At 70.2% G+C, this 20,504-nt stretch carries 15 protein-coding genes; 2 read left to right on the top strand and 13 right to left on the bottom strand.

The window, feature by feature from the left end; translation table 11 throughout:
- Positions 1 to 6: 6 nt before the first annotated feature.
- The gene (locus tag ACFUNE_RS27645; protein ID WP_383573628.1) at positions 7 to 1,092 is read right to left on the bottom strand and encodes a S1 family peptidase; all 1,086 of its coding nucleotides are present in this window, start codon (positions 1,090 to 1,092) and stop codon (positions 7 to 9) included.
- A 437-nt stretch (positions 1,093 to 1,529) separates the two neighbouring features.
- On the opposite strand from ACFUNE_RS27645, the gene ACFUNE_RS27640 reads away from it, so the two are divergent.
- Positions 1,530 to 2,414: an alpha/beta fold hydrolase gene (locus ACFUNE_RS27640; protein ID WP_383573626.1), complete on the top strand. Its 885-nt coding sequence runs from the start codon at positions 1,530 to 1,532 to the stop codon at positions 2,412 to 2,414.
- Between the two features lie 51 nt (positions 2,415 to 2,465).
- Here the strand turns inward: ACFUNE_RS27640 and fxsT are convergent, their stop codons facing one another.
- The 4 genes from fxsT to ACFUNE_RS27620 form a co-directional block, all read right to left on the bottom strand.
- Positions 2,466 to 6,401: an FxSxx-COOH system tetratricopeptide repeat protein gene (gene fxsT, locus ACFUNE_RS27635; protein WP_383573624.1), complete on the bottom strand. Its 3,936-nt coding sequence runs from the start codon at positions 6,399 to 6,401 to the stop codon at positions 2,466 to 2,468.
- Positions 6,398 to 7,702, bottom strand: a complete 1,305-nt coding sequence (gene fsxC / locus ACFUNE_RS27630; RefSeq protein WP_383573622.1) for an FxsC protein — start codon at positions 7,700 to 7,702, stop codon at positions 6,398 to 6,400. Before fsxC ends, fxsT begins: the two co-directional genes overlap by 4 nt.
- Before the next feature lie 152 nt (positions 7,703 to 7,854).
- Positions 7,855 to 10,137, bottom strand: coding sequence for a radical SAM/SPASM protein FxsBH, inactivated beta-hydroxylase extension form (fxsBH, locus tag ACFUNE_RS27625; protein WP_383573620.1), 2,283 nt, complete (start codon positions 10,135 to 10,137; stop codon positions 7,855 to 7,857).
- A gap of 651 nt (positions 10,138 to 10,788) precedes the next feature.
- Positions 10,789 to 11,466, bottom strand: a complete 678-nt coding sequence (locus ACFUNE_RS27620) for a hypothetical protein (protein WP_383573618.1) — start codon at positions 11,464 to 11,466, stop codon at positions 10,789 to 10,791.
- 342 nt (positions 11,467 to 11,808) lie between these two features.
- Between ACFUNE_RS27620 and ACFUNE_RS27615 the strand changes: the two genes are divergently transcribed.
- Entirely contained in the window at positions 11,809 to 12,738 is a 930-nt protein-coding gene (locus ACFUNE_RS27615) for a DUF4231 domain-containing protein (RefSeq protein WP_383573616.1), read from the top strand.
- 12 nt (positions 12,739 to 12,750) lie between these two features.
- Here ACFUNE_RS27615 and ACFUNE_RS27610 read toward each other — a convergent pair whose 3' ends face one another.
- From ACFUNE_RS27610 to ACFUNE_RS27575, 8 genes are all read right to left on the bottom strand, one after another.
- A complete protein-coding gene (locus tag ACFUNE_RS27610; RefSeq protein WP_383573614.1) occupies positions 12,751 to 13,230 on the bottom strand; it encodes a hypothetical protein in 480 nt (159 codons plus the stop codon).
- A gap of 187 nt (positions 13,231 to 13,417) precedes the next feature.
- Positions 13,418 to 14,320 carry a S1 family peptidase gene (locus ACFUNE_RS27605; protein ID WP_383573612.1) on the bottom strand — a complete coding sequence of 301 codons (903 nt, stop codon included), beginning with the start codon at positions 14,318 to 14,320 and terminating at the stop codon, positions 13,418 to 13,420.
- 270 nt (positions 14,321 to 14,590) lie between these two features.
- Positions 14,591 to 15,397: a DUF1684 domain-containing protein gene (locus ACFUNE_RS27600; RefSeq protein WP_383573609.1), complete on the bottom strand. Its 807-nt coding sequence runs from the start codon at positions 15,395 to 15,397 to the stop codon at positions 14,591 to 14,593.
- A gap of 4 nt (positions 15,398 to 15,401) precedes the next feature.
- Positions 15,402 to 16,691, bottom strand: a complete 1,290-nt coding sequence (locus ACFUNE_RS27595; protein ID WP_383573606.1) for an NtaA/DmoA family FMN-dependent monooxygenase — start codon at positions 16,689 to 16,691, stop codon at positions 15,402 to 15,404.
- On the bottom strand, positions 16,688 to 17,761 hold the full coding sequence (locus ACFUNE_RS27590) for an LLM class flavin-dependent oxidoreductase (protein ID WP_383573603.1): 1,074 nt from the start codon (positions 17,759 to 17,761) through the stop codon (positions 16,688 to 16,690). The genes ACFUNE_RS27595 and ACFUNE_RS27590 overlap by 4 nt, the downstream gene beginning before the upstream one ends.
- Positions 17,762 to 17,777: 16 nt before the next feature.
- On the bottom strand, positions 17,778 to 18,752 hold the full coding sequence (locus ACFUNE_RS27585) for an ABC transporter substrate-binding protein (protein WP_383573600.1): 975 nt from the start codon (positions 18,750 to 18,752) through the stop codon (positions 17,778 to 17,780).
- A gap of 30 nt (positions 18,753 to 18,782) precedes the next feature.
- Positions 18,783 to 19,535, bottom strand: coding sequence for an amino acid ABC transporter ATP-binding protein (locus ACFUNE_RS27580; protein ID WP_383573823.1), 753 nt, complete (start codon positions 19,533 to 19,535; stop codon positions 18,783 to 18,785).
- Between the two features lie 35 nt (positions 19,536 to 19,570).
- The gene (locus tag ACFUNE_RS27575) at positions 19,571 to 20,473 is read right to left on the bottom strand and encodes an amino acid ABC transporter permease (protein ID WP_383573597.1); all 903 of its coding nucleotides are present in this window, start codon (positions 20,471 to 20,473) and stop codon (positions 19,571 to 19,573) included.
- Between the last annotated feature and the right edge of the window lie 31 nt (positions 20,474 to 20,504).

The raw sequence follows: 20,504 nt of genomic DNA, 5'->3' as shown, positions 1-20,504 counted from the left end.
CGGAGATCAGCCGATCTCGGCGCCGAACGCCGCCAGTGCCTCGGGCACCGGCTGGAAGAACGTCTCGCCGCCGGCGGAGCAGTCGCCGCTGCCGCCCGAGGTCAGGCCGAGTGCGGTGTCGCCCGCGAAGAGCGAGCCGCCGCTGTCGCCGGGCTCGGCGCAGACCGTGGTCTGGATGAGGCCGTTGACGATGTCGCCGTTGCCGTAGTTGACCGTGGCGTCCAGGGCCGTGACCTCACCGTCGTGGACCTGGGTGGTGGAGCCGCTGCGGGTCACCGTCTGGCCGACGGTCGCGTCGCCCGCCTTGGTGATCGCCTGGGTGGAGCCGTTGTAGAGGTCCACCTCGCTGGGGTGCGCCACGTCGGAGGTGTACTTCACCAGGCCGTAGTCGTTGTCCGGGAAGCTGGAGCCCTCGTTGGCACCGATCTCCCCGCCGCCCTGGGAGTCCGACCAGCTGGTGATCGACTCGGTGCAGTGCCCGGCGGTCAGGAAGTACGGCTCGCCGCCCTTGACGACGTTGAAGCCGAGCGAGCAGCGTCCGCCATTGCCCCAGATCGCGTCGCCGCCCGCGATGAGCGGCTTGAACTCCCCCTTGGACTTGTTGAGTTCGGCCTTGGAGCCGAGGCCCTCGACCACCTTGCTGAGCTTGTCCCAGGCCGCGCCGTCGACCGTGCGGTCGGCCGTGACGACCACCTTGTTGGTGACCGGGTCGACGGCCCAGGAAGTGCCCGGGATGGTGGCCTTGTCGGCGAGGGTCTGCCGGGCGTCCGTCAGCTCGGCGAGCGTGTGCTGAACGAGTCTGGCCTTGCCGCCCGCCTGGCGGACCTGCTCGGCGGCGGCGTCGTCGACGACGTTGACGACGAGGCTCTTGCTCTTGGCCTCGTAGTACGCGCCCGCCGTGTCGCCGCCCAGAGCCTTGTCGAGCGTCGCGGCGAGATTTCCGGCCGCGTGCGCGTTGAGGGTCCGGGGGGCGAACTGGGGTACGTCGTCACTGGCGTTCGCGGTCTGGAACGTGACTCCAGCCGCGACCAGGGCGAGGACGGCCGATCCGGCCATGGCCACGCGCTTCCTGGATATGCGTCGGTGCTTCAACTTCGACCTCCTGTGGGGCCGTGTGGCGGGCAAGTGGGGTGCCCGGAACACGGAGGATGGGGCGCCCACTATTCCGATGCGGCCGATAGCACACAAGGTCGACTTCCGGACGCACACACGACGACACCGGTTCACCCGCGACGTGTTCACAACCGGGGTGTCTCACCACGTCGGTTCCGATTGCGAACACCCGGTGCAACTGTTCATCGGCAGCGGGTGAGGACTAGTCCTGTCCTGAAACAGCGCCTTGAGTCCGGATGCTGTACGGGGCGCTCCTGAAGCCGAACACCACCGAATGCCTCCGGACGTTTCCGAACACCACCGGCTCGTTCCGACAGGGAGTGCCGCTATCGCGCCCGATGGGTCATCATCGAACTGGCAGTACACGCCGGGCACTTGGTGCCCGGGCCGAGCGGGGTGACCGAGCGGAGGAGCGGGTGCGGAGTCGGGTGCGCGTGGAGGACGGACGGCATCTGATGGTCGAGCGACAGGGGGACCCGCGAGGCAGACCGGTGTTCCTCCTGCACGGGATGCCGGGCAGCCGCCTGGGCCCGGCTCCACGGGGGATGGTCCTCTACCAGCGGAAGATGCAGCTGATCAGCTACGACCGGCCGGGGTACGGCGGCTCCGACCGGCTGCCCGGACGGCGGGTGATGGACGTCGCCGAGGACGTACGGGCGATCGCCGACTCGCTGGGCCTGGAGCGCTTCGCCGTGGTCGGCCGTTCGGGCGGCGCACCGCATGCCCTGGCCTGCGCCGCGCTGATGCCGGACCGGGTCACCCGCGCGGCCGCCCTGGTCAGCCTGGCCCCCCGGGACGCCGAAGGGCTCGACTGGTTCGACGGCATGGCCGCGTCCAACGTGCTCGCGTACTCCAGGGCGGTGACGGATCCGGACGGGCTGGCGGAGTCCTTCATCAGCCGCTCGGCGGTGATCCGCCAGGACCCGGCACGGCTCCTGGACGACCTTCGCCGGGAGCTGACCGACTCCGACCGTGTCGTGGTCAACGATGCCGGGATCCGCATGATGCTGCTGGCCAACTTCCGCGAGGGCCTGCGCACATCGGCGTACGGCTGGATCGACGACGCGTTGGCGTTCTGCCGGCCGTGGGGGTTCGACCCGGCGGACATCAAGGCGCCCGTGATGCTGTGGCACGGCGAGAAGGACGTCTTCTCGCCGGTGGGCCACTCCCGCTGGCTGGCCGGGCAGATCCCGGGCGCCACCGCAGTCCTGGAGCCCGCGGCGGCGCACTTCGACGCCCTGTCCGTGCTTCCCACCGTGCTCAACTGGCTGCTGGACGAGAGGGAGGCGACGGCCTGCTGACCGCTGCGACGGCTCCGGGGTCCGGCACGGCCGGGCCCCGGAGCCGTCGGCTCACACCGACATCGGTTCCAGCTCTCGCTGGAACCTCTCCTCGGTCCTCGCTATCCGCGTCAGCGGGTGATCGTCACCGAGCTGCCTGGCCAGCTCGTCCCCCGTCTCCATCCGCAGCCTCAGCGCCTCGTCACCGCGTCCCATCGCGTCGAGCGTGACCGCGAGGTTCGAGGTCATGGCCAGGGTCTCCGGGTGGTGCGCCCCGAGGACCTCCCTGAGCTGACCGGCCACCTTGCGCTCCGTCTCCAGCACGATGTCGAGCTCGCCCCGGTCGGCCGTCGCGTTGGCCAGGTTCATGACGCAGAGCAGGGTGTTGGGGTGCTCGCGCCCGAACACCTCACGCATCGAGGCGACCACACGCGTCAGCAGCTGCTCCGCCTCCTGGGACGCGCCGGCCCCGGAGAGATAGACGCCGAGGTTGTTCTGAGCGGCCAGGGTGTACGGGTGCTGCTCGCCCGGCACCTTCATGTACTGGTCGACCACCTCCTGCGCGGCGTCCCTGGCGTCGCCGGCCTCCCCCGCGGCGAACAGGTCAGCCGCCATGTTGAGGTCGCAGGCCAGCGATTCGGGGTTGGCCGAGGTGTACTTGGCCCGGTACCTGGCCCGGGTGGCCACCGTCAGCCTGCGCGCGTCCTCCAGCTGACCCGCCCTGCGCAGCGAGACCGCGAGGCTCTTGGCGGCGCTGAGCGTCGTGGGATAGGTCCGGCCGAGGGTCGACTTGAGGCTGTCGTACGTCCGGCTGAGCAGCGCGACGGAGTCCTCGTACCGTCCGACCTCGCGCAGGTCGCGCGCCAGGTTGAGGGCGGAGGACAGGCTGTGCGGGTGCTCCTGTCCCAGCACCTCCGACCGCAGGTCGTAGCAGTCCTGGTCGATCTCCCGGGCCTTGGCGTACTGCCCGATGCTGCGCAGGTTCAGCGCCAGGTTGTTGGCCGCCGCCAGTGTCCGGGCGTGCCTCTCGTGGAAGATCTGGTTGAAGCCGTCATGGGCTTCGGTAGCCAGCTCGATCGCCCGCCCGTACTCCCCGAGCAGACCCAGGTCGATGGCCAGTCCGCTGGTGGTCATGTACGTGTGCGGATGCTCCGGGCCCAGCACCTCCCGTTGCAGCCGCAGGGTGAACTCGTCGAGCTCCTTCGCCTCCACGTACCGCCCGCGGGTGCGCAGGATGTTGGACAGGTGGAAGCAGAGGTACAGGTACTGGATGTCCCGTTCCCCCAGCATCTCCAGCCAGGTCGCGCGGAGCTCCTCCCCGAGCGTGCCCGCGGTCCTGACGTCCCCGCGCTTCCAGAGGTAGCGCACCCGGTCGATCAGCAGCCTGCGGGTCTCGTGGTCCCTGCAGTTGCGCGCGTCGGAGGGGCCGAGGTGCGGCCAGATCGTGGCGAAGCGCGGCCAGTTCTCCGGGTTGTCGATCGGCTCGGTGTCATCGGGCCGGGCGCCCGCCAGGATGAGGTGGACGACGTGCCGGGCCTCCGCCTGCTCCTCCTCGCTGAGCTGGGCCCTGATCACCGCCTGCACCAGCCGGTGCACCTGGATGGAGTTCGACACCTGGTCGACCTTGGCGAGGGCGAAGCGGCCGATCTCCCTGATGACCCGGCCGAGCACCAGCTTCTCCTGCAGTGAGGAGTCGTAGGGCTTCAGCGCTTCGATCATCTCCTTGCTGTAGAGGAGATTCGCCGAGATGGGCTCGGGGGCGAAGAAGGCGCAGAGCTGGAGCAGTCGTACTGCCGCGGGTGAGCGCTCCTTGAGCCGCTCGATGGAGATGTTCCAGGTCGCGGCCACGGGCTGCGGGTAGCCGGCCGGCTGGTTCAGGGCGAGGACCTGCGGCGCCTGCCGGGCGAGCTGTTCCAGGTAGGTGTCGATGGGCGTCGCGGTCTCCGCGATCCAGGCCGCCGCCTGTTCGACGGCGAGCGGCAGGTCACCGACGGCCGTGGCCACCTGGGCGGCGTCCTCGACGCTGAGTCCGGGGGCCCGGCGCTGCAGGTGCTCGATCGACTCCTCACGCAGGAAGACGTCGACCGGCAGTGCGTCACCGTGCTGGGACCATGCCTGGTTCCGGGAGGTGACCAGGATGTGGCCGGAGCCGCCCTGCGGGAAGTAGCGCCTGAGGCGTTCGGGGTCGTCGGCGTTGTCGAAGACGAGCAGCCAGCGGTCCGAGGGCACACCGCGCCTCAGCAGGTCGACCGCCTCCTGGGAGGCCGCCGCCATGTCGTCACCGCCCTGGGCGCCGAGCCGTACGGCCAGCTCGGCGAGCCCGGCGATCACGTCGTCCGTCTGTTCGGACGATATCCACCACACCAGGTCGTAGTCGGCCATGAAGCGGTGCACGTACTCCAGCGCCACCTGGGTCTTGCCGACGCCGCCGAGGCCGTACAGGGTCTGCGGCTGCGGCAGTACGACGGCCATGCCGCCACCGAGCTGGTCCCGCATCCGCTCCAGGACCAGGGAGCGGCCGGTGAAGCCCGGGTTCCGCGGTGGCGCGTTCCAGATCCTGGGCACGGTGCCGGGGAAGCGGGGGCCGGGCGACGCGCCGTCACCGAGCTGTACCGGCCGGTCCAGGGCGCGCATGAGCGCCGTCGTCGCGTGGACCTCGTCCAGCCGGAACAGGTCGACCGGGTTGCGGTCGATGTACGGCGCGGAGAGGCGGACGTCGCTGATCCTCAGGGGGAGCAGTTGGCGCCGTCCGCCGCCCGGGTCCTCCGCGACCGCCCGCTCCCACAGGTCCACGGCCCTCTGCGACTTGAGGTAGGCGCTGGAGAGCAGCACGACGGTGCGGGCCGCGCTCTCGGCCGCTGTCTGAGCGGGATCCGCGGGCCCCGTGTCGGCGGAGACGTCCCGCGGCACCACCCGGAATCCGGCCCGGGTCAGGACCGATTCGATCCAGTCGGCCCACATCCGGTTCTCCGCCACGTAGCTGAGGAAGAGATCGGCGGGCAGCGCGGGCCTGCGCCGGGTGAAGGCGTCGCGGATCCGCAGCCGCACCTCTTCGCCCACCGGGGGCATCGAGGTGATCTCCTGCTGGGTGATGACCGTGGTGAGACGCTCGAACGCGGACAGCAGGGAGTTGCTGAGCCCGGCCTCGTCCCCGAAGGTGGCGAGGGTCTCCTCGTAGGCGTAGTAGGGGCGGTAGGGGATCTCCACCGCACCCCAGTAGGCGGTGAGTTCGTCTCCGGAGAGGTCGCGGGGCAGCCGGTCGAACTTCAGCCGGGCCAGCGCGCGGCCGGCGTCGGCCTTCTCCTTCTCGCCCTCGTCGATCCGCATCGGGACGGGGAAGATGGAGATGGGCCGCCCGGTGTAGCGCTCGGCGATCTGACGGGCGACGGAGGCCGCTCCGTCGATGGACTGGTCGCTGAGGGTGAAGCAGTCGACGAGCATGTCCGGGAGATGGACGGTGCAGATGTCGGCGATGTCGCTGAGGCCCGTACGACTGTCGATGAGGACGTAGTCGTAGTTGGCCTTCATGTCGTCCCGCAGGGCGTCGAAGAAGTGGCCGCCGCCGAGCCGGTCGTAGAAGTTGTCCCAGTCGAAGGTGGAGACGGTCGCGGAGTACTCGCGGTTCTGCCGCCCCGCGGAGACGAAGTCGAGGGTGCCTCCCCTCGGGAACTCCCAGCCGAGCGCCTCGGGGTTGAGCGAGACCGCGTGGGGCTGGATGCGGGCGTAGTCGCGGTGCCAGTCGTCGGCGCGCTGTGCGGGGTTGGTCGCGGCCCAGGCGAATTCGGTGATCAGGTCGATCACCCCGGTGGTGGCCCCGAGTGTCGACGGGTCGAGGAAGGGGTGGAAGAACCGGTGGAGTCCCGGGGCCTCCAGGTCCCAGTCGACGGCCAGCACCCGCTTGCCGTTGGCTGCCAGGATCCAGGCGGTGTTGGCCAGGGCCATGGTGCGCCCCGTGCCGCCCTTGTACGAGTAGAAAGTGACGATGCGCCCGTCACGACCGGCTGTCATACGTCCTCCGCATCCGTCGCAGGGTCGTGCATGTCGGGTATGAACTGGGTGTTGCCCATGGGCCCCATCAGCCGCGTCCGTTCGCTGTGCCGTCCGCCGGCCGGTGGATAGACCGTGGCGTGCCTCAGATACTGCTGGGCGGCCACCTCGACCACTTGGGGAAGGATCTGGCCGAACGCCTCCATGCTGGGTACCCCCTTGGCCGCGACACGGCAGAACGCCCGCCCCTGCCGCATCTTGACCGGCATCGTCTGTTCAAGTTTCTCGGTCAGCTCGGCTTCGGCCGCCCTGCTCTGATGGTCGTCCCGGCACCAGGGGACGACCATGGTCACCCAGGGCCGGTTCTCGGCATCGAAGGCGGCGAGCCGCCGTCTCAGGTCCTCGTCCTCCAAGGCCCATCGGTCGACCAGCAGGATCTCCGGAGTGCTCGGCGACTGCTTGCCCTCACGTTGCCCGATGTCCTCGTCGAACGGAGTGACGATGGCCTGGTAGTTGAGGGAGCGCACCAGCTCCTCCGCCACGTAGGCCAGAGGTCTGGCGGCGGCCGGGTGGTAGGGGTTCCACTCCTGCGGGTTGTCGCCGTAGTACTCCGGATTACGGCCTTCCGGCAGGTCGTGCCGGGTGGGTGCGGCGATGGTGATCCGCATGGGCCTCGGAGCGCCCGCTCCGCTGCCCGGTGCGCCGAAGGCGCTGGGGACGAGGCGGAAGTCGAGCGGTCTGCCCGAGCCGATCTCCACGGTGTCGGCGACGTGGACGATCCGCTTCGCCAGGTGGTAGACGGCCTGTTCGTAGTCCTGGGCGAACAGGGTGAGTTTGATCAGCCCGTAGAGCCCGTCGCTGACGTAGCGGTCCCCGAAGTCCCGGTGGTTGAACTGCAACCGCTCGGCCGGGCCCGGCAGTTGGTTCGCGGGCACCGGCACCCAGAGGGCGGGCACGATCGCCTCGGCCGGCTGGTTCGACCGGGCCCGGTGGTGGATGGCGCGCTGCTCGAAGGCGTACCACTCCTTGCCGCACATCTCGCTGGCGAAATAGCGCGGTGAGAACAGCGGGACGAAGACCCGGCAGTTGGCCAGGACATTCCCCAGCCTCTCGGACCAGCCCTCGCCCGAACGTATCTCCCGGTCCATGAAACCCGCCGGCGCTCCCGCCGGGAGGTTCGTCATGGCCATCACGTGTCCGCAGAGATCTTGGAATAACCGTTCGACCCACATATCCGGGTCCGAACCACCGCCGTACCCCGGTGTGTGCGCGTAACTCAGAAAGAAGTACGGTCGATGGTCCGCCGCTCGCTGATGCGTCATGCGTGCACACGACCCCCGTCCTGTGTGAGCACCCGCATCCCAGGTCTGTGGCGCGAGGGTGCGAGCGAATTCATCATTCCGGAGCGGACCGTGCTCCACCCCCATGGCGTTCGGTCAATCAACGCCGCTTTCCAGTCATCCCTACCCAGGATTCATCGAACAGGTTCTTGATCCATGGCATTCGTGAGGATGTTCATCCCACTTGTCCCATGTACACCTCGCGCTTCCTCCCGGAGCGACTTCAGAAGCCGCATTCCTCCGACAGTGGGTTCGGCCGCCCCTTCCATCATGTCCAGCGCCTCGGGGACACCGTCCAGGAATCGGGGTGCGAGGAAGGAAAGTCCCACGCGTTCGTAGGTGTCGGCAAGTAGCCCGGAAAAGGGGACCTCCGCATTCCGCTCCCAGGGCGGCCGGTACTCCCAGGACCCGTCCAGTGCGTAGAGATCGGTGAGGTCCAGGAGAGCCCGCAGTCTGGTCCGTCGCAGACCCCGCAGGAGCCGGAGCGCGAGCTCCTCCCGATCCGCCGCGAGCGGGAGCCCCACGGCGCCGTAGCCGTGCGGCCGTTCCGCGTTCCGGCCGGCGACGAGCGGGGTCAGCGTGGACAGGTCCCTCGCGGCCTCCGCCGCCTGCTCGGGTGCGGCACTTTCCAGCAGCCGCCACGCTCCGCCGACGGCTTCGGCCCAGGCCTTCGCCTCCGTCCCGCCGAGGCGGGGCGCCGCCGGAGCCTCGAAGCAGTCCCGGTGAGGATCCAGATCGTCGAGGGCGAACCGGGGCACGCCGCCCCCGACGGTGAAGTACCGCACGGGGAGCCAGTCAGGACCGTCCGCCCCCCTCGGGACGGTCCGGCGGCCGCCCCCGCCCTCCCGCTCCACCGAGAAGCCGTCCCCGGCGGCCCGCACCGAGACCCGGCCGGCCTCACCGGGCTCGGCGACCCGCAGCTCGCCGAGCGTGGGAAGGAAGAGCCTGCCGTCCCGGTAGTCCACGGGCACCGGGAGGTCGAGACCGGACCGCACGGCGGCAGCCGCCACGTACGCGGAGAGCCGCAGCGCCCGGCCGACCGCTCCCGGCCGCTCGGCGTGCAGCCCTTCCAGGGCGTCCAGCAGCCAGGTGCGCGTGTACGGGTGGGCGAGGACGTGATCGAGTCCGTCGGCGCCGTCACCGGAGGCCTCCAGCACGCCCGCGAGCCCCCACGCCTCGTCCCAGCTGTCGCCGCCGCGGCCGTCCAGCGCGTCGTGGAGGCCGGCGAGGAGCGTGCGGTTCAGGTCGTGCTGCTCGGAGCCCAGGTCGTGCGCCCCGGTCAGCACCGGGGACACCGTGACCGGGGCCGTGCGCGCTTCGATCCCTCGCACCAGCGCCGCCAGGTCGTGGCAGTACACGGACGGGTTGTCGAAGCCGTTGGACGAGCGGTAGCGGTGCGTGTAGAGGCCACCCCCGCACGACCGTACGACGGGGCACGAGCGGCAGGTCTCGCTGACGCCGGCCAGTCCGAGCTGCCGTGTCCTGACTCCCGGGTGGGCCGCCACCTCGTCGAACGCGTTGCGGAAGACGTCGAACCCGGTGGCCGCCGCCCCCTCATAGGCGCTCTTGAGGGAGTCCACCTGCTCGATCTGACCGTCCGTCTCGATGACGACGAGGTCCGTGGGAGCGAGCCCGAGGGACTCGGTGAGGCTGGGGCCACCGCTCAGGGTGGAGTGGACCGACTCGAAGAGCCGCACCGGCATCGGCCGTCCGCGTTCCGTCCAGCGGTCGAAGACGGCCAGGAGCCAGTCGGCGTAGGCGGTGGGCGAACCGTCGGGCCGCAGAGGGGGCTCGTCCCACGTGGCGTGCGGCAGGAGGAAGTCCACCCGTGGGGGTTCGAGTTCAACGAGGGCGTCGAGCACCGCGACCGGGTCGTTCCGGATGTCGATGGTGCACAACAGCCCGAGGTCCAGGTGCCGGTAGCGGTCCTGGCGCAGGAGCTCGACGGCCCGGAGGACCAGCGGATGACTGCTGCGGCCGTTGGCGAAGACGCGGTGCCGGTCGTTCGCCTCGCGGTCGCCGTCGAGGGAGATGCCGACCTTGACGCCGAACTCGTCGAAGAGGTCGAGATACCGGGGGCTGAGCTGGACACCGTTCGTATGGATCCTGAGGTCCAGCTCAGCGATTCCGTCCAACGCCGCCGTGAGCTCCTCGCAGACTCGGCGCAGTCGCGCTGGGCCGGCCAGGAGCGGCTCGCCTCCATGCAGGATCACTGACATCGAATCGAGTGCATGCTCCGAGGCATGCTCGGCCAATCGTCGAGCCGTCCATGAAATCGCTTCGTCAGAGATGGACTTAGGGCGGGTGCGCCAGCTCTGATCTGCGTGTTCATAGATATAGCAATGGTCACACGCGAGATCGCACCTGCTGTGCACCTTCAGCACAATCTCGCGAAAGGGGACCAGGGGTCCTGTCATTCCCCCAGTCTAGCCACCTCGGTCTTCGACTCAGAGTGACGAGCTGAAGGTCGAAGTCCCCGCGGGCCGAACCGTGGAGGTACCGATTACCCGCCCGATCTTCCTGGAGGCGTCAACGCCGCGGGCGTCGATCTTGGCGAGTGGCACGCGACTCTTCTTCGCAATGGCGAAGGAGGGGGAGGTTTCGTAGGTCTTCACGGCCGTCCTTGATGATTGTTTCTGGACACTGGATCACAGCCGGCGCCTGCGTATTCACAGTGTCCGGCGGCATGACTTTACTCTCCCGGCAGGCCCCGGCAAACGCCACCGCGGGACGACATCACGCGTTTACGCCGAATTGCGCAGCCCGAAACCCTGAGGCCGATTCACCCGCTCGGGTGAGAATCGAGGACACGCTCCCCGGGCCGCCGGCCGGGAGCGCTTCCCGGAAGCCTTCGCACCACCCTCGAAGTGCCTGATCGACCCCGCACACCCCCGGCCGCCGCACAACCCGTACGGCACCTCGCACGGCACCCCAGGAGCACGCGCCGCCCGTGGCGGAAGTCCACGGCAACGGGTCCCCGGACGGGTGACTTTCACTCATTCGGCGCTCATTTCGCGTCAGTCCGCGCCGGAGCGCGCCGTGGCGCGCGGCGACGGCGGCCTGCGTCGTCAGTCGAGCGGGGCCCGGCCGGCCGCCCTCGCCCCTTTCATGCAGTCGCCGATCCGCTCGTGGGTGTCCCCCACGACGTCGGTCACCCGCAGTCGCACGTACAGCGCGTCGACGCGTTCGACGAACGCCCCCGAGAAGGCACCCACCAGGACGGTCTCGTACGAACCGGTCCCCACCAGGGGGAACCCCCGGCCGAATTCGACGAGCCGGAAGTCCTCGGTGAGGGCCAGACCTGCCCCGCCCAGTTCGGCCACCACTGCGGAGAGGTCGCTCCAGCGAGGCCGGGAGGGGTCCTCGCCGCCCGCCAGGACCAGCGCGTAGTCGCAGGACTCGACGGCCGCGATGTGCTGACCGCCGTTCATGATTCCCGCCCTCCACGCCTCGGCGTCCGGCCTCAGCGGCCCCTTCACCCACGCGCTCCGCCATCCCAGGTACGGCCGCACGGTGCGGGCGTACTGGGCACGCGCAAGGACGCCTCCGGCCGCGAGGGCCAGCAGGCTGCCGAGCACCTCCGTGTCGAGCAGCTGCAGGCGCCACGGCCAGTCCTCCCGCGCCCCGGGCCCGATGTTGGCGCGGACCGACTCCCAGACCAGGACGAGAAGCAACAGGAGGAGGAGCACCAGCGGAGCCGTGAACAGCCACGGGCTGCGCCGGACCCTGCGCTGGGCGAAGGACATCGACCCAGCGCTCCCCGGACGTGCGTCGACCACGCGCGCTCCCCCCGCCGGAAGTGAATCGCATCCCCTGGGTGCAGCAACTCTGCTGTACGACATGGGCGTTGCGTGATTTTCACACAGGAGTACGCGTCGCACGAGGGCGCCTTCCCACCTCACGGGAGGCGCCCGCCCTCCTCCGAGGCGCCATTGCCGTACGCGTGGGCGCGACCTACTCTCATGGCCCCGGCAGGCCTGTGCGCATCCTCCTGAGCCCCCGGGCAGCACCTCGCGGGTCGCGGTCGCCCACGACAGGCCCGGACGTACTCCCTACCAGACGTGCCACAACCGCAGACGGGGGTGAACATGACGGCGATTCCAGGACCGCTGCAGAGCATGGTCTTCAGGAGCACCGATCTGCCCGCACTCTTCCATCACACCGACGGCGTCGCCGTCGCGCGCCAGCGTGAAGCGGTCAACACCACCCGCGGCCAGCTCGTCCTGCTCGTCCTGGGCACGGTGCCCGCCGCGCTCCCCTGGCATACGGAGGTCGGGTCAGGCGTCCAACTCCTCGATGCCGTAGCGGTGTTGGCGTACCTCGGTGTCCTGATCACGACCTACCTGGCCTCTCGGCGCAAAGCAAAGTCGCATTGGCAACTCAACCGCTCCGCAGCCGAGTTCATCAAGTCGAACTGCTGGCGCTACGCGGTCCACGGCTCCCCGTTCGACTCCTCCGTCCAGCACCCCGAAGCGGTGTTCGCCAGCCGGCTGGAGGAAGGGCTCCAGGAGCTGCGGAAGGTCGGCTGGGACGACCCCAGGGAGGAGCTCGCGGACTCCGGGGGCGGTCTCATCACCCCGTCCATGCGGGAGTTACGGGACAAGGCGTTCACGGTGCGCAAGGAGACCTACGTACGCGACCGGCTGATCGAGCAGCGGCGCTGGTACCGCAGGCGCAGACTGGTCTCGCGGCGGGGGGCGCTCGTCTGGTCCAGCACCATCGCCGCGCTGACGCTCCCGGCGCTGGTCCTCGCCGTGCTGCGGACCTTCGGCGGTGCCGGGTCGTTCGCGCTGACGGGGACCTTCTCCGCCGCCGCCGCCGCCTGCCTCGCGTGGAACGAGATGCGCCGTCATCATCCCCTGGTGACCGCGCACTCGTTGGTCGAGGAGGACCTGGAGAGCATGCAGGCCGCGATGGAGACCACCCTCACCGAGCGGCAGTGGGCGGCCGCCGTCTTCGAGACCGAGCGGATCGTCTCCCCCGAGCACACCGACTGGCTCGTCAGGCACCGGATGTGAGTGTGCGGGGGCTCAGCCGCGCTCCACCCCTTCGCGCCAGATGACGGTGACCGGCCGTCCGAGGCTGCGGGCGTACGTCACGATGTCGCCGGTACCCCCGAGCCCGCGCGCGGGCAGGCCGTCCCAGACCGCGATCAGCCGGTCGCAGTGGTCGGCGATGTAGGCGCCGGCCGCGTAGTAGGCCTCGTCGGTGGAGCGCGGGAAGTCGAGCCGGACCTCACGGGCGGCCCGGGCCTTGAGCGTCCGGTAGCGTTCGAGCTCCGCCTCGTCGGCGAACCCGGATTCGTAGTCACCGCTGGGGATGACCACGGTCAGTTCGGCCCCGTGGGCCAGGGCGAGGTCGGCGAAGAGCTGGTCGGCCCCGACCGCCAGGCTGGAGAGCGCCTCCAGGGAGCCCTCGTGTCCGCGGAGCGCCGCCCTCAGTTCCTCCCGCACATGCGCGTGGAGCTCCGTGGGGATGGAGCGGTGACCGGTCACACCGATGCGTTTCACGGACCTGGAACCCCCTGATGTCTGCGGGGGCTCCCGGAGGGCACGCCTCCGGACCGACACGGCGTCCGCCCCCCGTGGTGCCACTGCGACCGACCGTCCCGACATCCTCTCAAAGGCGCCCGGCCGAAGGGGAGCCCCCGCCGGGGATCGGCGGGGGCTCACAGGAGTGCGACGGCGGCCTGCCGGGTCAGAACACGCTGACGCCGTACGCGCTCAGCGCTTCGGTGACCGGTTGGAAGAACGTCGTCCCGCCGGAGCTGCAGTTGCCGCTGCCGCCCGAGGTGAGGCCGATCGCCCTGGTGCCCGAGTAGAGCGGGCCGCCGGAGTCGCCCGGTTCGGCGCAGACGTTGGTGCGGATCATGCCGTAGACGATGTCCCCGCCGCCGTAGTTGACCGTGGCGTTGAGGCCGGTGACCGAGCCGCTGTGGATGCCGGTGGTGGAACCGCGGCGGGTGACGGACATGCCGACGGTGGCGTTGGCCGCGCTGGTGATGTCCTGGCTGCCGACGGTGCCGGACACGGTGACCGATGTGTTGGTGTACCGCACGATGCCGTAGTCGTTCGTGGGGAAGCTGGATCCCGTCGTGGTGCCGAGGACGGTGGTGTGGGCGGAGTTGGACCACCAGGTTCCGGCGCCGTCGGTGCAGTGACCGGCGGTCAGGAAGTAGTAGGTGCTGCCGCTGCGGACGTTGAAGCCGAGGGAGCAGCGCCAGCTCGATGCGTAGATGGCGTCACCTCCCGAGATCAGCTTGGTGAACTTTCCGGGGGTTCGTTCGATGCGCAGGGCGCCCGCGTCGGCTCCGGCGGACTCCTTGATCTTGTTGATCTCCGTCTGCGAGACGGTGCTGTCGACGGTGACGACGACCCGTCCGGTCGTCGGGTCGACGTTCCAGGCGGTGCCGGCGATGTCGGCGTCGAGCACGGCTTCGCCCGCCGCGCTGAGCCGGCCGGCGCTGTAGGTTCCGGACTGGTCCGCGTTGGCCGCGGGGACCGCGAGTGCGGCGACGGCGACGAGGCCCGCGGTGACCGCGGTGATCCGCCTGCGTCTTGCTGTGCTGCCGGTGCGGGGGGTGGTGCGCTTGATCCTCACTTTACGTTCCTCCCGAGGGGAATCGGGGGCCCGCCTGTGGGGTGGCCGGACCCGTGAGGCGCGGTCATGGGGCGCTGCGGCATTCCGGAACGTGTTCGTATTCCGGAGGCGTCGTGCTCCTGACGGGCGCTGCTCGGGAGTATTGAGGGCCTCGACGGGCCGCACAAGGAGGCATTTTCGGCCGTGTCCCGCACACGCCGAAGCCGGCCCCGACAGCCCTGGGGCTGCTGGGGCCGGTGTGCTCGGCCGTCGTGTCCGGGGTGGGACGGATCAGGCGTCGATCCGGTTCCGCTCCCCCGCCGGAACCGCCACCGTCAGGGTGTTGCCGGGGGGAGGGAAGGGGCAGATGAAGTGGTCGGCGAAGGCGCACGGCGGCAGCAGTGCGCGGTTGAAGTCGACCCGGACCCCGCCGCCGCCGTCCGGTGCGGCGGGCCGCAGGAAGCGGAAGCGGTAACTGCTGTCCCCGCTGGTGGTGTCGGCGAAGACGGCCCACAGCGAACCGTCGGGCTCGACCGCCACCTGGAGCGTGTGCTCGGCGCCGTCCACGGTGAAGGCGATCTCGCCCGCGAGTCCCAGTCCCCGCTCGCGCCCGTCGGCGTTCTCCACACGGACGGTCCGGTCGGAGCCGTACGGACGGAAGGTGCCGTCCAGCGACCACTTCGGGTCGTACGGGGTGGCGTCGATGGTCCGGAAGGCGTGCCGGGCCGGGGACCGCGGGTCGAAGTCCCTTACCGCCCAGAGGCCTTCCCGGCTCAGTACGACCAGCCGGCGCTCGCCCTGCGCCACCCGGGAGGCGTCGATGGCGCCTCGGTCGGCGCCGAGGCGGACCTCGCCGTCCAGCGGCTTCGCGTCGACGGTCAGGCCGTCCGCGGGGGTGGCGGCGAGCACCACCTCGTCGTCCTCCCCCCGCCACACTCCGGGCACGGCCGGAATTCGACCCTCCGGGTGGTCGGCGAGCCAGTGGGTGCCGGTGAGGGAGAGCGGGCCGTGCGGCGCCGCCACGGCGACGATGCGCCCCTCGTGCCAGCGCTGCCAGGCGTGGAACTCCTCGCTGTCCTGCTGTGCGTCCGTGCTCATGCGGTCAACCTTTCCATACCGGCTCGGCGAGGCCGAGGTGCGACCTCAGCGTGGACCCGGTGTATTCGGAGCGGAAGGCTCCGCGTTCCTGGAGGAGCGGGACGACCCGGTCGACGAAGCCGTCGAGGCCGCCCGGGGTCAGGTGCGGTACGAGGATGAAGCCGTCGGCCGCGTCGGTGGCGACGAATCTCGCCAGTTCGGCGGCGACCGACTCCGGGGACCCGATGAAGGACTGCCGGGCCGTGGACTCGATGACCGTCCGGCGGATCGAGAGGCCCTTGGCCTCCGAGAGCGCACGCCACTCGGCGGCCACGGAGAGGGGGTCCGCGACCCTCACCCTGCCCTGGACCAGGCTCGACCCGGGGTCCGGATCGATGTCGGGGAGGGGGCCGTCGGGGTCGTACGAGGAGAGGTCGCGGCCCCAGACCTGTTCGAGCGCGAGGATGGCGTTCTGCGGCGAGACCTGCTGGGTGCGGATGTCGGCGGCGTTCTGCTGGGCCTCCGCGTCGGTGTCGCCGAGTACGACGGTGACACCGGGCATGATCTTCAGGTCGTCGGGCTGCCTGCCGTACTTCGCCAGACGCCCCTTGACGTCCGCGTAGAACTTCTGGCCGGCCTCCAGGGTGCCGTGCCGGGTGAAGATGACGTCGGCGGTGGAGGCGGCGAACTCCCGGCCCTCTGCGGAGTCCCCCGCCTGGATGACGACCGGGTGCCCCTGGGGTGAGCGGGGGACGGTGAACTCCCCGGCGATGTCGAACTGCGGCCCGGAGTGGGCGAACGGCCGGGACGTGCCGTCCGGCGTCCAGGAATCCCACAGTTCCCGGGCGGCTGCCACGAACTCTGCGGCGCGGGTGTACCGGTCGGCCCGGTCGAGGTAGCCGCCGCGGCGGAAGTTCTCCCCGGTGAAGGCGTCCGAGGAGGTCACCACGTTCCATGCGGCGCGGCCCGCGCTGAGGTGGTCGAGCGTGGCGAGGCGGCGGGCGAGCTCGTACGGCTCGTTGAAGGTGGCGTTGACCGTGGCGGCGAGCCCCAGCCGCTCGGTGACGGCGGCCAGGGCGTTGAGCACGGTGAGGGACTCGGGCCGGCCCACGACGTCCAGGTCGTGGATCCGGCCGTTGTGCTCGCGCAGCCGGAGCCCCTCCGCGAGGAAGAAGAAGTCGAACCTGCCGCGTTCGGCGGTCCTGGCCAGGTGTTCGAAGGAGCTGAAGTCGATCTGGCTCCGGGAGCGGGGGTCGGTCCACACGGTGGTGCTGTTGACGCCCGGGAAGTGGGCGGCGAGGTGCATCTGCTTCATGAGGTCCCCCCGGCCCTCGCGGGCGCGTAACGGTTGGCCGGCCGGTTCAGGCCCAGGTGCTCGCGGAGGGTGCCGCCCGGGTAGAAGGTGCGGAAGAGGCTGCGGTGCTGGAGGAGGGCCACGGTGCCGTTGACGATCCGTTCGAGGTCGCGCTCCGGTGTGATGGGTGTGAGGTGGAAGCCGTCGACGGCCCCGCCCCGGTGCCACTGGGTGATGAGTTCGGCGAGGTCGACCGGGCCGCCGCGGAAGTAGGTCCCCCGCCCGGCGAGCTGCGGACCGCTCTCCAGACCCGGTTCGGGTGTCGTCTCGGCGTCCCCGAGATCGACGGTGAGGGCGACCAGGACCCGCAGGCTGTCGGGGTCCCGCCCGTGTGCGGCGGCGCCGCGGCGCAGTTCGTCCCCGAGCGAGGCCGCCTGTTCGGGCGAGGTGGCCCGTACGTAGACGACGTCGGCGTGGCGCGCGGCGGGCTCCCTGGCCGGTCCGCTCGTGCCGTCGATGACGGTGACGGGCCGGCCCTGCGGCGGCCGGGGCACGATGGCCGGGCCCCGGACGGAGAAGGTACTGCCCTCGAAGTCGACGTAGTGCAGTTTGTCGCGGTCGACGAAGCGGCCGGTGGCGACGTCCCGGATCTCGGCGTCGTCCTCCCAGCTGTCCCACAGCCGTGCCCCGGCGTCGGCCACCTCCCCCGCCTCCTGCCACAGCGCGGCGGCGGGTGCGGCGGAGCGCCGGCCGAACAGCCGGGCCTCGGCCCCGGTGGTCGACACGTCGGCGTGCCAGCCGGCCCGGCCCTTGCTGACCCAGTCGAGGGTGGCGACGGCGGAGGAGACGTGGAAGGGCTCGGTGTGGGTGGTGGTGACGGTCGGCACGAGGCCGATCCGGGTGGTGGCCGGGGCGACGCGGGCCAGTACGGAGAGCGCGTCGGGGCCGGGGCGTGCGAAGGAGTCGCTCAGGGTGACGAAGTCGAGCGCGCCTCCTTCGGCGAGGCGGGCGAGCGCGACGTGGGAGTCGGCGTCGTAGCGCGGCGGGCCGCCGATCTCGGCGGCGAGGTGGAGTGGCCTGATGGCGGACATGCGGGACCTCTCGGGGTCAGTTCTCGGTCTTGGGGAGGCCGGGCGGGTTGATCTCCGACTTCTCGACGGCCTCGTTGGACAGGCCCCAGCGCTTCAGCACCTTGGCGTACGACCCGTCCTGGATGATGTGGTCGATCGCGGCGCCGTACGCCTCCGCCAGACCGCTGCCCTTCTTCGTGGTGGCGGCGATCTTCCCCTGGACGCCGTCACCGCCCCCCGAGAGCGTGCCGATGATCTCGGACTGCCCTGCCGAGGCCACGTGGTAGTTGGCGGAGGGGCTCGGGCCGAGGTAGGCGTCGATGCGGCCCGACTGGAGGGCGAGGTAGTAGTCGGTGTCCTTCTGGAAGTACTTGATGTCCACCGGCTTGCGGCCCGCCCGGACGTTCTCCTCGCTCCAGTCGACGAGGATCTTCTCCTGGTTGGTGCCGGAGGAGACCGAGATGGTCTTCCCCGCCACGTCGGAGGGGCCGTCCACCTTCCAGCCGGATCCCTTCGCGGCCTCGAAGGCGATGTTGTCGAGCCGGTAGGTCGCGAAGTCGTACTTCTCCTTGCGCTCCTCGGTCACGGTGACGTTGGAGAGGACCCCGTCGAACTTGGAGCTGTCGAGACCGACGAAGAGGTTCTCCCAGGAGACCTCCTCGAACTCCGGCTCCAGGCCCAGCGTGTCGGCGATCAGGGTCGCGAGGTCGATCTCGCTGCCGATCCGGGTCTTGTCGTCGGTCGCGTAGAAGCCGAGCGGTGGAGAGGCATCGGCGCTCGCGCCGAGCCGCAGCGTGCCGCGCTCGCGGACGGCGGCCGGCACCCCGGCGGCGATGGAGTCCACCTTCTTGCCTCTGATCCGGTCCTGTTCGGGGCCGATGTTGATGCCCGTGTCCTTCTGTCCCTTCGGGCGGATCACGTCCTCGGTGGCGTCGCTGCTGCCGCAGGCGGTGAGCAGCCCGGCGGCGGTGAGCGTGGCGAGGGCGACGGTGAGGGTGCGGCGGACGGACACGTGGCTGCTCCTTGATTGCGGGGACATGGCTCAGAGGACCTTGGAGAGGAAGGCGCGGGTGCGTTCCTGGACCGGGCGGTCGAGTACGTCGGCGGGCGTGCCCTGCTCGACGATCCGTCCCTCGTCCATGAAGACGACGGTGTCGGCGACCTCGCGGGCGAAGCCGATCTCGTGGGTGACGACGATCATCGTGGTGCCCCCGTGGGCGAGGTCCTTGATGACGTCGAGGACCTCGCCGACGAGCTCGGGGTCGAGCGCGGAGGTCGGCTCGTCGAAGAGCAGCAGTTTCGGTTCCAGGGCGAGGGCGCGGGCGATCGCGACGCGCTGCTGCTGGCCTCCGGAGAGCTGCTTGGGGTAGGCCCCGGACTTGTCGGCGAGCCCCACGCGTGCCAGGAGCCTCTCCGCCGCGGCGACGGCGTCCTTGCGGGGACGGCCGAGGGCGGCGACGGGGGCCTCGATGACGTTCTCGAGGACGGTCAGGTGGGGGAAGAGGTTGAAGTTCTGGAAGACGAAGCCGATCCGGGTGCGCTGGCGCAGGACCTCGCGTTCCCGGAGCTCGTACAGCTTGTTGCCGGACCTGCGGTAGCCGACCAGTGTGCCGTCGACGCTGATCCAGCCCTGGTCGACCTTCTCCAGGTGGTTGATGGTGCGCAGCAGGGTGGACTTCCCGGACCCGGAGGGGCCGAGGACGACGGTCACCTCTCCGGCGCGCACGGACAGGTCGATGCCGCGGAGCACTTCGAGCGGACCGAAGCTCTTGTGCACGGACCGGATCTCGACCATGGCGTCGGGTCCGCTGACTTCTTCTGTGGGTGCGCTCATCGCACGGCCCCCTTGGCGTAGTGACGTTCGACGTAGTACTGGAGGACGGAGAGCACGGTGGTCAGGAGGATGTACCAGACCGTGGCGACCATGAGCAGGGGCACCACCCGCCCGTTGCGCCCGTACACGACCTGGACCTGGTAGAAGAGTTCGCCGATCGCCATCACGGAGACGATCGAGGTGCCCTTGAAGAGGGAGATGATCTCGTTGGCGGCGTTCGGCAGGATGGAGCGCATCGCCTGCGGCAGCACGATCCGCCGCAGCTGCCGCAGCCGCGGGATGCCCAGCGCGGCGGCCGCTTCCAACTGGCCGCTGTCCACGGCCAGTACGCCGCCGCGGACGATCTCCGCCGCGTACGCCGCCTGGTGCAGGGCGAGCCCGAGGACGGCGGCGCTCATGGCCCCGACGAGGTTCATCGTGTCGAAGGTGAAGAATCCGGGCCCGAACGGGATGCCGAATTCGAGCTCCTTGTAGAGGTACGCCAGGTTGAACCAGAACAGCAGCTGGACGATGAGCGGTATCGAGCGGAACGCCCAGATGTACGCGTACGCGACCGCCCTGAGGAACGGGCTCGCGGACAGCCGCATGAAGGCGAGGACGATGCCGAGCGCGAAGCCGATGACCGTGCCGTAGAAGGTCAGCTGCAGGGTGACCCATACGGCCCGGAGGATGGTCTCGGTGGTCACGAATCGGGCGAAGACGTCCCATTCCCAGCCGGGGTTGGTGACCAGGCCGTTCAGGAACTGGGCGAGCAGCACGGCCGTGGCCGCGACGGCCACCCAGCGCCACGGGTGGCGTACGGGGACGACTTTCAGGGCCGCGTACTCCTGGAGGACGTGCTCCTCGCCGGGGGCGGGCCGGGTCGGTGGACGGACGGGAGGATCGCTGGTCAGCGACATGTCGGGGTTCCTTCGGGCAGTGGCACGGACA

It is taken from the genome of Streptomyces sp. NPDC057287 (assembly GCF_042667905.1).
Classification (GTDB): domain Bacteria; phylum Actinomycetota; class Actinomycetes; order Streptomycetales; family Streptomycetaceae; genus Streptomyces.
The sequence above is the reverse complement of the archived record's forward strand: the minus strand, read 5'-3'. Positions and strand labels throughout refer to the sequence as shown.